This window comes from Frigoribacterium sp. Leaf415, assembly GCF_001424645.1.
Lineage (GTDB): Bacteria > Actinomycetota > Actinomycetes > Actinomycetales > Microbacteriaceae > Frigoribacterium.
On sequence record NZ_LMQR01000001.1, the window covers coordinates 2,315,145 to 2,327,814 of the forward strand.

Consider the following 12,670-nt stretch of genomic DNA (forward strand, 5'->3'; position numbering starts at 1 on the left):
AGGACCGCCCCCAGGGTTAGTCCGGAAGCCACCCCCAGTAGGCAGCGCCAGACATCCGAAGACGAAGCGTGCCAACTGGAAGTAGACGGGCGATGCGATCCCCGCGATCCCAGCAAAAAGAGGAAGGCCCCGCAAGGCCAGCGAGCGGTACGAGACCGGAGCAGCACGTCGACCGGAGCTCACAGGCCACCTCCAGTAGGAATCCGCCAGGTCGCAACGTTCGGTTCCCGAGATGTCACACCGGAAACACCCGACTTGCAGAGTCCATGTGCCGTCCGGTTCGTCGTGAACGACGACGCCGCGACATGCGCATTCACCCCAGCCGGCACCCGGATAAACCCGGGAGGCACGACGATCGAACACGACGCCTCCGCCGTCGCGGCCGTCCGCCCCACATGCCCCGCGCCAGTCACGACTCGTCCCCCGAGGGAAGTCCAGCCCCGGCGGGACGAACCCTGTGCCAGCGCTTCCCATCTGGGCTCTCGACTAACGTCGCCTGGTCACGCACTCGTCGCTGATTCCGACGACGACGCCGACCACGGATGACCTCGACGACCACCCGGATGGCACAGATGATCTGGATGACGCCCGCGATCGCAGAGTCCCGCGGCCAGGTGTCGAGATCGCGGAACGGGAGAGCGAAGATGATGCCCCACACGCCTCCCAGAAACCCCGCGTAGGCGACCAGAGGCGCATCGAGCGGGTGAGGATCATCCCCACGTCGTGATCGAGAGAGCATGATTATCGCCGCCACGAGACAAGAGCAAGCAACCCAAAACGGAAGAGACGATCCCACGAAGGGCGGCCAGCCTTCTGCCGAGACGAAGAGCGGTCCCCCCTCGGGATTCAACCGACGGGCGTCGCCACGCCCTCCTCCACGGACCTGAAGAATCAGGCGAGTCGCTTGAGCGGTGCAGGGAGGTATGACGCCTGATGAGAGGACGAGGGCGTTCACAATCACGCCCCTGTGTCCTCGGATTCGGCCTTCTCGCTGCCTCGAGCGCACACGAGCGATCAAAGTGAGCCTCCCGAACTGGTTGCCCTCCGCCAGACTGCGGCTGGAAGGTCGATTCCAAGCCACGTAGCGGCACCTTCCGCTGCGGCGCGGCTTTGTTCAACCGCCTGGATGGTTCGAGCAGCGTTGAGCTTCGCCAGCGTGTTCGCGATCAAGACAGGGTCATCGGCAAAAGCTCCTGGCCGAGAGGAACGAAGAAAATGAAGCATCTGGGCGATTCCCTCATCGCCAAAGCTCTTCAGCAGGAATGGATCACCGATTCCCGGCCGGGCACGGCTCCAACTCGTCGAGACCCGCGAGGTCGCGAGCCTTCTGGAATCTCCAGCTTTCATGAGACCGGTGACCCGGTTCATACTCACGACCTTGACGGAGGCTCTTGCCGACGCGACCAGAGTTCCTCCGATACCGAGGGTCGCGACCGAGAGGAGTGCCATCGCGAGATCGAGAGCTGTTCCTGTGCCAGCAGCGAACCGCGCCACGGCCAGACCCAAAGACACCGCCATGACGGCCAAGACCAGAAGGTTCAGGCCCGGGACGAACAGCGAGGCAAAAGCCAGGAGGCCACCGAGGATAGTGAGCGCATCCACGACCGTGCTGATCCACGAGTCGTTCTCTTCCATCCATTTCTGGAAGGCGGCGAAGCCGGCGTCCCACGCACCTCCGAGGTCGTCCCAGAGGGTGTCGGCGAGGCCGTCGTCGGTGGCGTCGTCGATCCTCGCGATGGCAGCCGTCGCGGCGGTCTCGACGGACGTGTGCGCGTCGGTGAGGCGGCGCGCGTAGAGGGAGACCCGGCCCCGCGCCTCCTCGGCTTTCGTGCGTTGCGCCGCGGCCTGGTCGAGGTGCTCCTGCTTCGTCACCTCGTCGGTGGCCACGAGCGCGAAGTGCTCGTACCGCTCGACCAGCTTCTCGGCTGCGGCGAGGTCGTCGACGGCGTCGCGGTGGTTCGCCAGGGCCGGGGCAGCTGCCTCTTGGGCCAGCGACAATTCGGACGCGTACGCCATGAGCGCGGACCCTGTCTCCCCGTATCGCCCCTCGGCCTTGCCGAGACTCGCGGAGACCTCCTCGGCCTTGACCACGAACGCATCCAGGGCGTCACTGGACGACGACCCCGTCTCGAGCGATCTCAGCTTCGCTGCCGCCCCTCGGATCGAGGCCGCCACCGACTCGTAGTGGCTCGCCATGGAGTTCAGCAGTACCGGGTCACCCGTCACCCCCACCAGCGAGTCGGCCGCCACCCCCGCGAGCGTGCCGGCCGTCACTTGTCGCCCCCGACCAAGACGCCCTCGAGTTCTCCGTCGACCTCGGTGAAGGTCTTGTCGATCGTCGACAACGCCTCGCCCAGCTCGGTGATCTGCTCGGCGAGCTTCGCCCGCCGGTCGTTCCAGTTCGTCGCGAACGACGTGACCTTCGCCGCCAGCCCGGCGTGCCCGCAGGCCTCGGCCGTGGCCGACGCCGAGGAGTCGCCCGACTCGAACTCGGTCTTCACGGTGGCCAGGTCGGCGAGCAACGCCTCGAGACCCGCACCGTCGATGTTCAGGCTCGTTCGAGCCATGAGGTCCTCCCCTCGTGCCGGGAGGCCGGAGCGCGTCGCATCTCACCGCGACCCGCCCCGGCCACCCTTCGGTGCGGTCGGTCAGCCCAGGCTGCTGGCGAGCTGCTGGTCGGCACCCTCGAGGGTGCTGGCCGCGTTCTCGAGGAACGTCGCCATGCTCTCGACCGCCGAGATCGTCTTCGACGCCCCGGTCGTGAACTCGGTGTACGTCGCGTCGAACGCCTTCGACGACTTGTCGGTCACGTAGCCCGAGCCGACGAGGTTGTCGATCTGCGACTTCATCTGGCCCAGCTGGTCTTCGATCGCGCGCTGCCCGTTCCGCAGCTGGGTGGCCTGCGTACGCAGGTCGTCGTAGGTGACGGTGACATTGGCCATGAGGTGATCCCCTTCTTCTGAGATGCCGACCGGTCGGTCGGACCTGACCAATATGTCATGCCTGATAGTTTGCGTAACGATTCTCCACAGATCGGAGTCGACATGCGTCGCAAGAAGGACAAGCCCAGGAGGCGCGAGCACCACCCGACGCCGCCTCCGGTGATCACCGCCGAGACGATTCGTGAGCAACGCGCCACAGGGCTGCTCTCGCGCATCACCACCCTGCCCCTCCAGCCGCCCGCGCCGATCGTGACGTCCCCTCCCCCGTCGGCCCGCGCCTCCTCGGGGTTCGTCGTCGAGGACCACCGAAGCGGGCCGGCGCAGCTCGCCCCCGTCAGCCCTGAGAGCACGGCACCACCCGCGGTCGCACCCTTCGCGCCCCTCGCGCCCCTCACTGCCGCGATCCCTGACACGCCACCGATGCCCGTCACCACCCCGAGGCGGTCAGCCCCCGATCAGCCGGTCGGCGGTGACGCGGTGCCATCCGTTCCCGATCTCGAGGCGACGACGCTGCGCCCTCGGCACTACGGCCTCCGCCTCCCGGACGAGAGCGTCGTCCCCATCACACGACGCGCGATCGTGGTCGGGCGTCGAACCGACCGCCCCCTGCCCCCACCGACCGACGCCGATGTCGTGGCGCTCGACGACGTCGGCCGATCGCTGTCCCGCCACCACGTCTCGATCGTGATCGGCGCCGACGCGGCCGTCTGGGTCACCGATCTCGGTTCGGGCAACGGCACCACCCTCGTGTCGACCACCGGCGAGGTCACCGAACTCGACGCGCACACCCCGGCCCGCGCACGGGTCGGATCGCTGCTCTCGATCGGCGACCACAGCGTGACGGTCATCCGGCACCGACCCGAGAGCGACACGACCGAGGGGAATTCTCGCGAGAACGTGGAAGGGCGCTAGATCTTCTCGATCGGCGCGACCTTGATCAGCAGCTTCTTGCGGCCGGCACCGTCGAAGAGCACCTCGGCGATGCGACGGGCGCCGATGCCTGTGACGGCCATGACGCGCCCCTCGCCGAAGTCGACGTGCGAGATGCGGTCGCCTGCCTCGAGTTCCATGTCGCCGTTGTCGCGCACGGTGCCCGTGACCCGGTTCGCCCACTCGGTCTTCGGCTTGGTCTTCGCCGCCGCCGTCGCCCGGTCGTAGCTGCCCGAGCCGTAGCCGCCCGACGCCCGCGGAGTCGCACCGCGGTTGCCGTCGCCACCCTCGCGACGGGCGTTGAGCGCCCGCGGCTGCGTGCCCCCGCGGCTGGTGGCCATGCCCGGCGACTGCTTCCAGTCGATGAGCTCGACGGGGATCTCTTGCAGGTACCGAGACGGCATCGCCACGTTGACCTCGCCGAACTGCGCCCGCGTCATCGCGAGCGACAGGAACAGCCGCTGTCGCGCACGCGTGATGCCGACGTAGAACAGTCGTCGCTCTTCGGAAGGACCGCCGGGCTCGTTCGCCGACATGCGGTGCGGCAACAGGTCTTCTTCGACGCCGGTGAGGAACACCGCCTCGTACTCGAGCCCCTTGGCGGTGTGGAGCGTCATCAGCGAGACGGTGCCGCTCGTGTCGTCGAGGTCGTCGGCAGCAGCGACCAACGTGACCTCGGTGAGGAAGTCGAGCAGCGTGCCGTCGGGGTTGTTCTTCTGGAACTCTTTCGTCACGGCGACGAGCTCGTCGATGTTCTCGGCGCGGGCCTCGTCTTGCGGGTCACGCGACGCCCGCAACACCTCGACCAGGCCGCTGCCCGCGATCAGGGCGGACAGGATCTCGTGGACGGGCGCAGTCGCCGCCGTGGCCTGCACGTCGTCGAGCAGTTTCGCCAGGCCCGTGATCGCCCCGGTGACCTTCGGCCCGAGACCGAGCTGGTCGGCGTTGCGCATCGCGTCACGCAGCGGTGCCTCGTTGGTGTCGGCCCAGCGCTGCATCGCGGTCTCGGTCGCCGGACCGATGCCGCGCTTGGGCACGTTCATGATGCGCCGCAGGGCGAGCGGATCGGCCGGGTTGGCGACGGTGATCAGGTACGCCATGGCGTCCTTGATCTCGGCACGCTCGTAGAACTTCGTGCCGCCGAGCACGCGATACGGGATCGCCGAGCGGATGAAGATCTCTTCGAGCGCACGCGTCTGCGAGTTGGTGCGGTAGAAGACGGCCATGTCTTTGTAGTCGGTGCCCGACTCGTGCAGCGCCGCGATCTCGTCCGCGACGAACTGGGCCTCGTCGTGACCGGTGTAGCCGGTGAACCCCACGATCTTGCTGCCGGCGCCGACCGTGGTGAAGAGGTTCTTGGCCTGACGGTCGAAGTTGTTCGAGATGACCGCGTTGGCGGCGTCGAGGATGTTCTGCGTCGAGCGGTAGTTCTGCTCGAGCAGGATGACCTTCGAGTTCGGGAAGTCGCGCTCGAACTCGACGATGTTGCGGATGTCGGCGCCGCGGAACGCGTAGATCGACTGGTCGGAGTCACCCACCACGGTGAGCGACGCCCCGGGGATGCCGCCGCTGCCGTCACGCATCGACTGCACGAACTGGCCGCCGCGCTCGAGCTCGTCGACGAGGTCGCCCTGCACCGGGCGGGTCAGCTCGCGGATGAGCGAGTACTGGGCGTGGTTGGTGTCTTGGTACTCGTCGACCAGGATGTGCCGGAACCGCCGTTGGTACTGCGCCGCCACGTGAGGGAAGGCGCGGAACAGGTAGACGGTCTGCGCTATGAGGTCGTCGAAGTCGAAGGCGTTCGCCCGCTGCAGCTCGCGGGTGTACTGCCGGAAGATCTCGAGGAACATGACCTCTTGCGGGTCGTTCATGTTGATCTGGCGCGAGTACGACTCGACGTCGCTGAGCTCGTTCTTGAGCTTGGAGATCTTGCCCGACGCCATGCTGACGGTGAGGCCGAGCTGGTCGGCGTCGAGCTCTTTCAGGATGCGCTTGAGCAGCGCACGCGAGTCGGCCGAGTCGTAGATCGTGAAGCTCTTGGTGAAGCCGAACTGCTCGGCCTCGCGCCGCAGGATGCGCACGCACGCCGAGTGGAACGTGCTGATCCACATGCCCTCGCCGGCCTGGCCGACGAGGTGCGCCACGCGCTCGCGCATCTCGGCCGCGGCCTTGTTGGTGAACGTGATGGCGAGGATCTGGCTGGGCCATGCCTCGCGTGTCGCCAGCAGCCCGGCGATGCGGCGGGTGAGGACGCTGGTCTTGCCGGAGCCGGCACCGGCCACGATCAGCAGCGACTGCCCGCGGTACTCGACCGCCTCTTTCTGCTGGGGGTTGAGACCGGCGGTCAGGGGGTCGCCGGAACCGCCGGCAGCGTCAGAGGGCTCGAGCACGATCGTCATGGCCCGTCGAGTCTAAGCGCGATCCCCGACATGGCGAGAGGGTGCGGGGCGACCACGGGGGCGTGCGACGTCGAGCGAGGTCAGCGGGACGCGAAGGCGACCCGCGCCTCCTCGGCGAGCTCGGGCTGGTCGGCGAAGACTCCGTCGACGCCGAGCGCCATGAGCGAGGTGAACTCGGCCCGCCAGTCGCCGAAGGCCGCCTTGCCGCCGGGACCGCGGTTGGCCTTGGCCAGGAACGCGTTCTCGGCACGAAGCGTCCAGGTGAAGACGTCGAGGCCGGCCGCGTGCGCCCGGTCGACGACCCGGCCGTCGGTCACCCCCCGGGCGTCGACGAGCGTGTGCTTGTCGAGGCTGACGCCGTGCAGCCCCGCGTCGACGAACGACTCGAGCGACTCGGCGTGCAGCTGGTCGCGGTAGCCCACCGACGTCCGCCCCTCGGCGACCAGGTCGGCCGCGACGCCGGCCTTCTCGAGCAGGTAGACGAGCCGGGCCCCGAGTCGCTGATCGGCGAGCCGATCGAGCACGGTCTGCTCGAACGACTCGATGGTCAGCCGCGGGTCGTCGACCCAGCGCCGCTGCCGCAATTCGTCGGCGAGCAGCTCGCCGAGCGGCAGGCCGATGGAGTCGAAGTACGTGGCGTGCTTGACCTCGGCGACGAGCCCGACGGGGCGATCGGCGGCGTCGAGCAGGTCGAGCAGGTCGCCGAGCCGCTGGATGCGCCCCTCGCCGTCGTGCGCGGCGCTCTCTGGCCGCAGCTCGGGCAGCCGTTCGCGGATGCGCAGCGTGCTGAGTTCGTCCCAGGTGAAGTCCTCGGTGAACCAGCCCGTGACTTTCGTGCCGTCGATGGTCTTGGTCGTGCGTCGGTGGCGGAACTCGTCGTGCTCGGCGACGTCGGTCGTGCCCGAGATCTCGTTCTCGTGCCGTAGGACGAGCACACCGTCGCTCGACGCGACCAGGTCGGGCTCGATGGCATCGGCCCCGAGCTCGATCGCGAGACGGTAGGCGTCTTCCCCGTGCTCGGGTCGGTGACCGCTGGCGCCGCGGTGGGCGATGACGAGAGGCGAGGTGGACACCCGGCCACGCTAACCGGCGTCCCCGTGCACGGCCCGAGCCGCCCGACCGCCTGTGGAGAGACGAGGAGGCGCGACCCCTGGGGACGAGGCGTCTCACCACCCGCAGACGCAAAAGATGCACGGCACGCACGTTCGCCCTGCGAGAATGCGGCTCTCATCAGGCAGATCTTCAGCCATTCGTTGCACGACAGGCGTTAGCCTCGTCTGTACGGAAACGCCTTCGTGAACCTACGTGGGCGGTCCACACATCCCTAGCGATCAGAAGAGGAACCCCTTGGCATTCTCGAATCCCGGCTTCAGTCAGTCGCCGGCCTTCTCGAAGAACGGCGGGCCCGTCATCCGTCAGCAGCAGGGCGCAGCCCAGCCGGTCGAGTACAACGGCATGACCGCCGAGCAGCTGCAGCAGCTCTACTCGCAGCCCGCCGCCGGCCCCACGCAGACCGACCGCATGACGTACGAAGACACGATCACCAAGACGCTGCTGGCGTTCGGCGTCGTGCTCGTCGGCGCGGCCATCGGGTGGTTCGTCCCCGCCCTCGCCATCGTCGGCGCCATCGCCGGCTTCGTGCTGGCGCTCGTCAACATCTTCAAGAAGAAGCCCTCGCCCGGTCTCGTGCTCGCCTACTCGGCGGCACAGGGCCTCTTCGTCGGTGGCATCTCGGCCATCTTCGAGGCCCAGTTCGACGGCATCGTCACCCAGGCCCTGCTCGGCACCGTGGCCGTCTTCGTCGTCACCCTGCTGCTCTTCAAGAGCGGCAAGGTGCGCGCGTCGGCCAAGGCCACCAAGATCTTCCTGATCGGCATGGTCGGCTACGCCGTCTTCTCGCTGCTCAACCTCGGCCTCATGGCCTTCGGCGCCAACAGCAACCCGTGGGGCCTGCGCGGGTCGATCGAGATCTTCGGCATCCCGCTCGGCTTCTTCCTGGGCATCCTGGTCATCCTCATGGCGGCGTATTCGCTCGTCCTCGACTTCGACCAGGTCAAGACCGGCGTCGAGCGCGGCGCACCCCGCATCTACGCCTGGTCGGCCGCCTTCGGCATCGTCATGACCGTGGTCTGGCTCTACGTCGAGATCCTGCGCATGCTCGCCATCCTGCGAGGCAGCGACTAAGCACCACGGCGTCACCAGCACCACCCCGAAGCGGGGCTCGTTCCGAGAGGGACGGGCCCCGCTTCTGTGTATGCCGGGACTTTGGGAAGGAACGAGCTGTCAGCCGAGACAAGGCGGGCTGGTTCGTGGGTTCTGGGCGACCATAGACGCCCGGATTCGGCGGAGTCGCCCGAAATGCCTCGACCTACCGACGACGAAGCCCCCTCGGGCAGATGTCTGCCGGAGGGGGCTTCGCGTCACTGCGCTTCGCGGGAGGTCTCCCTCACTCCACCTTCGCGGTTACTGGTGGGCACCGGGGTCGCAGGCTCCCCCGGAATGATCAGGCCTCGGCGCTCCGCGCCGAAACCAGCCTGATCATTCCCACTCGATCGTTCCCGGGGGCTTCGAGGTGACGTCGAGCACGACTCGGTTGACGCCGTCCACCTCGTTCGTGATGCGGTTCGAGATGCGGGCCAGCACGTCGTAGGGCAGACGCGTCCAGTCGGCTGTCATGGCGTCCTCCGACGACACCGGGCGCAACACGATCGGGTGACCGTACGTGCGGCCGTCGCCCTGCACACCCACCGAACGGACGTCGGCGAGCAGCACCACGGGGCATTGCCAGATCTCGTCGTCCAGGCCGGCGGCGGTCAGCTCGGCGCGCGCGATGGCGTCCGCCGCACGCAGCAGTTCGAGACGCTCGTGCGTGACCTCGCCCACGATGCGGATGCCGAGCCCCGGGCCGGGGAACGGCTGGCGCCCCACGATGACCTCGGGCAGGCCGAGCTCGCGGCCGATGGCACGGACCTCGTCCTTGAACAGGGTGCGCAGCGGCTCGACGAGCTCGAACTGCAGGTCTTCGGGCAGCCCGCCCACGTTGTGGTGGCTCTTGATGTTGGCCGTGCCGGTACCGCCACCGCTCTCGACGACGTCGGGGTAGAGCGTGCCCTGCACGAGGAACTTCACGGCCGAGTCGCCCTCGGCCGCGGCCTCGAGCACGAGTGCCTCGGCGGCCGCCTCGAAGCTGCGGATGAACTCGCGGCCGATGATCTTGCGCTTCTGCTCGGGGTCGGTCACCCCGGCGAGGGCGTCGAGGAACTGCTGCTCGGCGTCGATCGTGACGAGCCGCACACCGGTCGAGGCGACGTAGTCCTCTTCGACCTGGCGACGCTCGTCGGCCCGCAGCAGACCGTGGTCGACGAAGACGCAGATCAGCTGGTCGCCGACGGCCTCGTGCACGATCGCGGCGGCGACGGCCGAGTCGACGCCACCCGACAAGCCGCAGATGACGCGCGCGTCACCGACCTGCTCGCGGATGCGGGTGACCTGCTCGGCGATGACGTTGCCGCTGTTCCAGTCGGCGGGGATGCCGGCGGCACGGTGCAGGAAGTTCTCGAGCACGGCCTGGCCGTACGACGAGTGCTTGACCTCGGGGTGCCACTGCACGCCGTAGAGCTTGCGGGCGTCGCTCGAGAACGCGGCGACGGGGGTCGAGGCGCTCGAGGCCAGGACGTCGAAGCCCTCGGGGGCCTTCGACACCGAGTCGCCGTGGCTCATCCACGTCGTCTGCGAGGTGGGCTGGCCCGACAGCAGCGTGCTGTCGCCCTCGGCGAGCGTGACGTCGGTGGCGCCGTACTCGCGCTGGCCCGTCTGCGAGACCTCGCCGCCGAGCGCCTTGGCCATCGCCTGGAAGCCGTAGCAGATGCCCAGCACGGGGATGTCGAGGTCGAAGATGCCCGCGTCGATGCTCGGCGCGCCCTCTTCGTAGACGCTCGACGGCCCGCCGCTGAGCACGATGCCCACGGGGTTCTTCTCGGCGATCTCGGCCGCGGTGATCGTGTGCGGCACGATCTCGCTGTAGACGTTGGCCTCACGCACGCGGCGGGCGATCAACTGCGCGTACTGGGCGCCGAAGTCGACCACGAGCACAGGGCTCTGGGCGGTCTCGGGCGCGCGGTCGGCCGGTGCGGGGGCCGTGGCGGCGGTCGTCGCCGACGCCTCGGCGGTCTCGGGTGCGTCGGTCACGCGGGGGCTCCCTCGGTCGTGGGGGTGGTCTCGGCGGTCAGGGCTTCGTACTGCCGCGTCGCGAGCTTGGTCATGTGGCTCTCGACGAAGAACGAGAGCAGGGGCACGACACCGCCGAGCGCGATGAGGAAGAACCGTGAGAACGGCCACCTCATGAGGCTCCAGAGGCGGAAGTCGGCGAAGAGGTAGACGACGTAGAGCCAGCCGTGGGCGATGAGGATGGCCGTCGAGAGGTTGAAGCCGGTGGTCGAATCGACCGGCACGAGGAACCCGCCCTGACCGCCGAGCTGCATCTCGAGCTGAAGCGGCGTGTACTTGAACACCATCTCGAAGATGAGCAGCAGCAGCATGACGCCGGTGACGTACGCCGAGATCTTGTAGAACCTGACGGCACCCGGGATCTTCGGGATGTCGCGTTGCCGGGGCTTCAGAGGCATGGGCACGATTCTAGCCGCGCCCGTCGAGGCGTCAGGACGGCACCTGTCGACGTCGAACGACGCCCTCTAGGAACAGACGAGCTTGGTTGGAACCCCTAACCGACTTGCCCCGGAGGAACCTGCTCAGCCAAGTTCACGATCCACTGGTCGGTCTTGATCCCAAGGCGCTTGTCGGTCACGACCCGCGTCTGAGCGGCGGCAATACGTTCTTGCTCTGAGATCAGACGTCCGGACTGACTTCTGTAGACCTTTTTGCTGCCCAACGGGACCGACCGGATGACGGATCGTTTCTGGCTAGATGGCGTCATGGTTTCCTCCTGCGCTCATTCTCACCCTTTTTGTCTGAGGAATCGAGAACGCCTTGTGCGCGGGCGACGCAATCTGGAGCGCTCGACGGTATCCACCTCGACCAGGTCCTCGCTGATGCTCGCACCTAGGGCCTCCGTCGTTGCGACGCTGATGATGCCGATCTCGTAGTCGTCGACCACTTCACTTTGCGCGAGGCCACGAAGAACCTTCTGGCCGATCAGCGCCGCCTCTGTGTCACCCTTCGCCACGAGGTCGAACGCCCACTCTGCCTGAGACCACCACTGACTCTTGCGTTCGCGTTGTTCCTTCTGCTCGCGGTCAGCCGTCGCTTGTTCGCGGTTGTTCTTCACCGTGTGCCGTGCAGCGGCGTACGCCAGCCCTGCCGCAACGACGGCCATCAAGCCACCGAAGCCTGCTGACGTCAAGAATGCCCTCGCGAACTCGTCGTCGATGACGAAAGGAGGCAGCAACCCCCGTAAGAAGAAACCCGCCACGAAAGCGATAAGCCCGACGAGGACGACAGCGGACCGGCAAAGCGTTCTCTTGGGCGGGCTTGTGCTTGCAGTACTCATCGGGTCGGCTGGGTCGCGCCGCGCGCGTCCGCCTCGGCCCGCGCCTCCTCGGCTTCTTCGTGCTCTCGCTCGAACGCGTCGCGGACGAGCCGGAACCAGAGGAACACGGCGAAGCCGGCGAAGACGACCCACTCGATCGCGTAGAAGACGTTGAGCCAGTTGAACTGCACGTCGGAGGCCGGCGGAGCGGAATCGATCTCGCTCAGCGAGGCGGGCGCGACGTCGGAGACGACGTAGCCGCCGTAGACCTGGCCGTCGAAGCCGGGCCACTCGTTGATGAGGGCGGCCACCGAGACGACGGTCTGCGCTCCGCTCTCGAAGTCGCTCTCGGTCGGCGACTCGGACGGGAAGTAGCGGCCCTCGACCGTCACGGTCGAGGTGGCGGCCACGGACGGCTCGGCGGCCTCGGCGCCCTCGCGGGTCGCGGACCAGCCGAGCCCCACGGGCAGCGAGGCGCCGTTGGCGTCGTCGACGAAGCGGCCGATCAGCCAGTAGCCGGTCTCGCCGCCGTTGACGCGGTCACCGATGACGGCGAAGTCGTCGGGATCGAACTCACCGGTGACGGACACGCGCTGGGCGCCGAGCGAGTCGGCGAAGGGCGTCTGCGGGGTGGCGACGGACGACAGCACCTTGCTCGTCTCGGTCTCGGGGTTGACGACCTGCACGCTCTCGACGCTGCGCTCGATCTGCCAGTGACCGAGCCAGGCGAAGATCGCCGCCACGACCAGGGCGAGGCCCAGCAGGGCGATCCACCGGGGCCGACGGGCGACGTGCCACATGGTCGCGGGCAGCGGCTCGCCGTCGACGCCGAGGAGGGCGGGGCGCTGCTCGGTCTGGGTCACGGAGGCGATCGTACCTCCCGTCGCCCACGAACCCGCTGGGACGGCGGGGCT

The 12,670-nt window shown here is 67.9% G+C and carries 11 protein-coding genes; 2 read left to right on the forward strand and 9 right to left on the reverse strand.

Features of this window, described 5'->3' with window-relative positions:
• Positions 1 to 1,014 precede the first annotated feature (1,014 nt).
• The 3 genes from ASG28_RS10670 to ASG28_RS10680 form a co-directional block, all read right to left on the reverse strand.
• Positions 1,015 to 2,274 carry a putative T7SS-secreted protein gene (locus ASG28_RS10670; protein ID WP_055974910.1) on the reverse strand — a complete coding sequence of 420 codons (1,260 nt, stop codon included), beginning with the start codon at positions 2,272 to 2,274 and terminating at the stop codon, positions 1,015 to 1,017.
• Positions 2,271 to 2,567 carry a hypothetical protein gene (locus tag ASG28_RS10675; protein WP_055974915.1) on the reverse strand — a complete coding sequence of 99 codons (297 nt, stop codon included), beginning with the start codon at positions 2,565 to 2,567 and terminating at the stop codon, positions 2,271 to 2,273. The genes ASG28_RS10670 and ASG28_RS10675 overlap by 4 nt, the downstream gene beginning before the upstream one ends.
• Before the next feature lie 81 nt (positions 2,568 to 2,648).
• A complete protein-coding gene (locus ASG28_RS10680) occupies positions 2,649 to 2,942 on the reverse strand; it encodes a WXG100 family type VII secretion target (RefSeq protein ID WP_043594286.1) in 294 nt (97 codons plus the stop codon).
• Between the two features lie 102 nt (positions 2,943 to 3,044).
• On the opposite strand from ASG28_RS10680, the gene ASG28_RS10685 reads away from it, so the two are divergent.
• Complete coding sequence (locus ASG28_RS10685; protein ID WP_162235708.1) at positions 3,045 to 3,854, forward strand: FHA domain-containing protein; 810 nt, start codon at positions 3,045 to 3,047, stop codon at positions 3,852 to 3,854.
• Here the strand turns inward: ASG28_RS10685 and ASG28_RS10690 are convergent.
• Together ASG28_RS10690 and ASG28_RS10695 are read right to left on the reverse strand one after the other, a co-directional pair.
• A complete protein-coding gene (locus ASG28_RS10690) occupies positions 3,851 to 6,271 on the reverse strand; it encodes an ATP-dependent helicase (RefSeq protein ID WP_055974921.1) in 2,421 nt (806 codons plus the stop codon). The genes ASG28_RS10685 and ASG28_RS10690 overlap by 4 nt on opposite strands.
• An 80-nt stretch (positions 6,272 to 6,351) precedes the next feature.
• A complete protein-coding gene (locus ASG28_RS10695) occupies positions 6,352 to 7,344 on the reverse strand; it encodes a glycerophosphodiester phosphodiesterase family protein (protein ID WP_055974924.1) in 993 nt (330 codons plus the stop codon).
• Positions 7,345 to 7,618: 274 nt separating this feature from the next.
• Here ASG28_RS10695 and ASG28_RS10700 point away from each other — a divergent pair, with 274 nt between their 5' ends.
• Positions 7,619 to 8,455 carry a Bax inhibitor-1/YccA family protein gene (locus ASG28_RS10700; RefSeq protein ID WP_055974927.1) on the forward strand — a complete coding sequence of 279 codons (837 nt, stop codon included), beginning with the start codon at positions 7,619 to 7,621 and terminating at the stop codon, positions 8,453 to 8,455.
• Between the two features lie 354 nt (positions 8,456 to 8,809).
• Here ASG28_RS10700 and guaA read toward each other — a convergent pair whose 3' ends face one another.
• The 4 genes from guaA to ASG28_RS10720 all read right to left on the reverse strand — a co-directional run bounded on the left by guaA (position 8,810) and on the right by ASG28_RS10720 (position 12,619).
• Positions 8,810 to 10,363, reverse strand: a complete 1,554-nt coding sequence (gene guaA, locus ASG28_RS10705; RefSeq protein WP_055977499.1) for a glutamine-hydrolyzing GMP synthase — start codon at positions 10,361 to 10,363, stop codon at positions 8,810 to 8,812.
• 92 nt (positions 10,364 to 10,455) lie between these two features.
• Entirely contained in the window at positions 10,456 to 10,896 is a 441-nt protein-coding gene (locus tag ASG28_RS10710) for a DUF3817 domain-containing protein (RefSeq protein WP_055974930.1), read from the reverse strand.
• Positions 10,897 to 11,225: 329 nt separating this feature from the next.
• The gene (locus ASG28_RS10715) at positions 11,226 to 11,699 is read right to left on the reverse strand and encodes a hypothetical protein (protein WP_055974933.1); all 474 of its coding nucleotides are present in this window, start codon (positions 11,697 to 11,699) and stop codon (positions 11,226 to 11,228) included.
• Between the two features lie 74 nt (positions 11,700 to 11,773).
• On the reverse strand, positions 11,774 to 12,619 hold the full coding sequence (locus ASG28_RS10720; protein WP_055974936.1) for an SURF1 family protein: 846 nt from the start codon (positions 12,617 to 12,619) through the stop codon (positions 11,774 to 11,776).
• Positions 12,620 to 12,670 lie beyond the last annotated feature (51 nt).

What these genes read in the sequence shown, in the direction of transcription:
- ASG28_RS10675 (WP_055974915.1), bottom strand. Translation starts at nt 2,567, where the DNA reads ATGGCTCGAACGAGCCTGAACATCGACGGTGCGGGTCTCGAGGCGTTG.
- ASG28_RS10680 (WP_043594286.1), bottom strand. Translation starts at nt 2,942, where the DNA reads ATGGCCAATGTCACCGTCACCTACGACGACCTGCGTACGCAGGCCACC.
- ASG28_RS10685 (WP_162235708.1), top strand. Translation starts at nt 3,045, where the DNA reads ATGCGTCGCAAGAAGGACAAGCCCAGGAGGCGCGAGCACCACCCGACG.
- ASG28_RS10690 (WP_055974921.1), bottom strand. Translation starts at nt 6,271, where the DNA reads ATGACGATCGTGCTCGAGCCCTCTGACGCTGCCGGCGGTTCCGGCGAC.
- ASG28_RS10710 (WP_055974930.1), bottom strand. Translation starts at nt 10,896, where the DNA reads ATGCCTCTGAAGCCCCGGCAACGCGACATCCCGAAGATCCCGGGTGCC.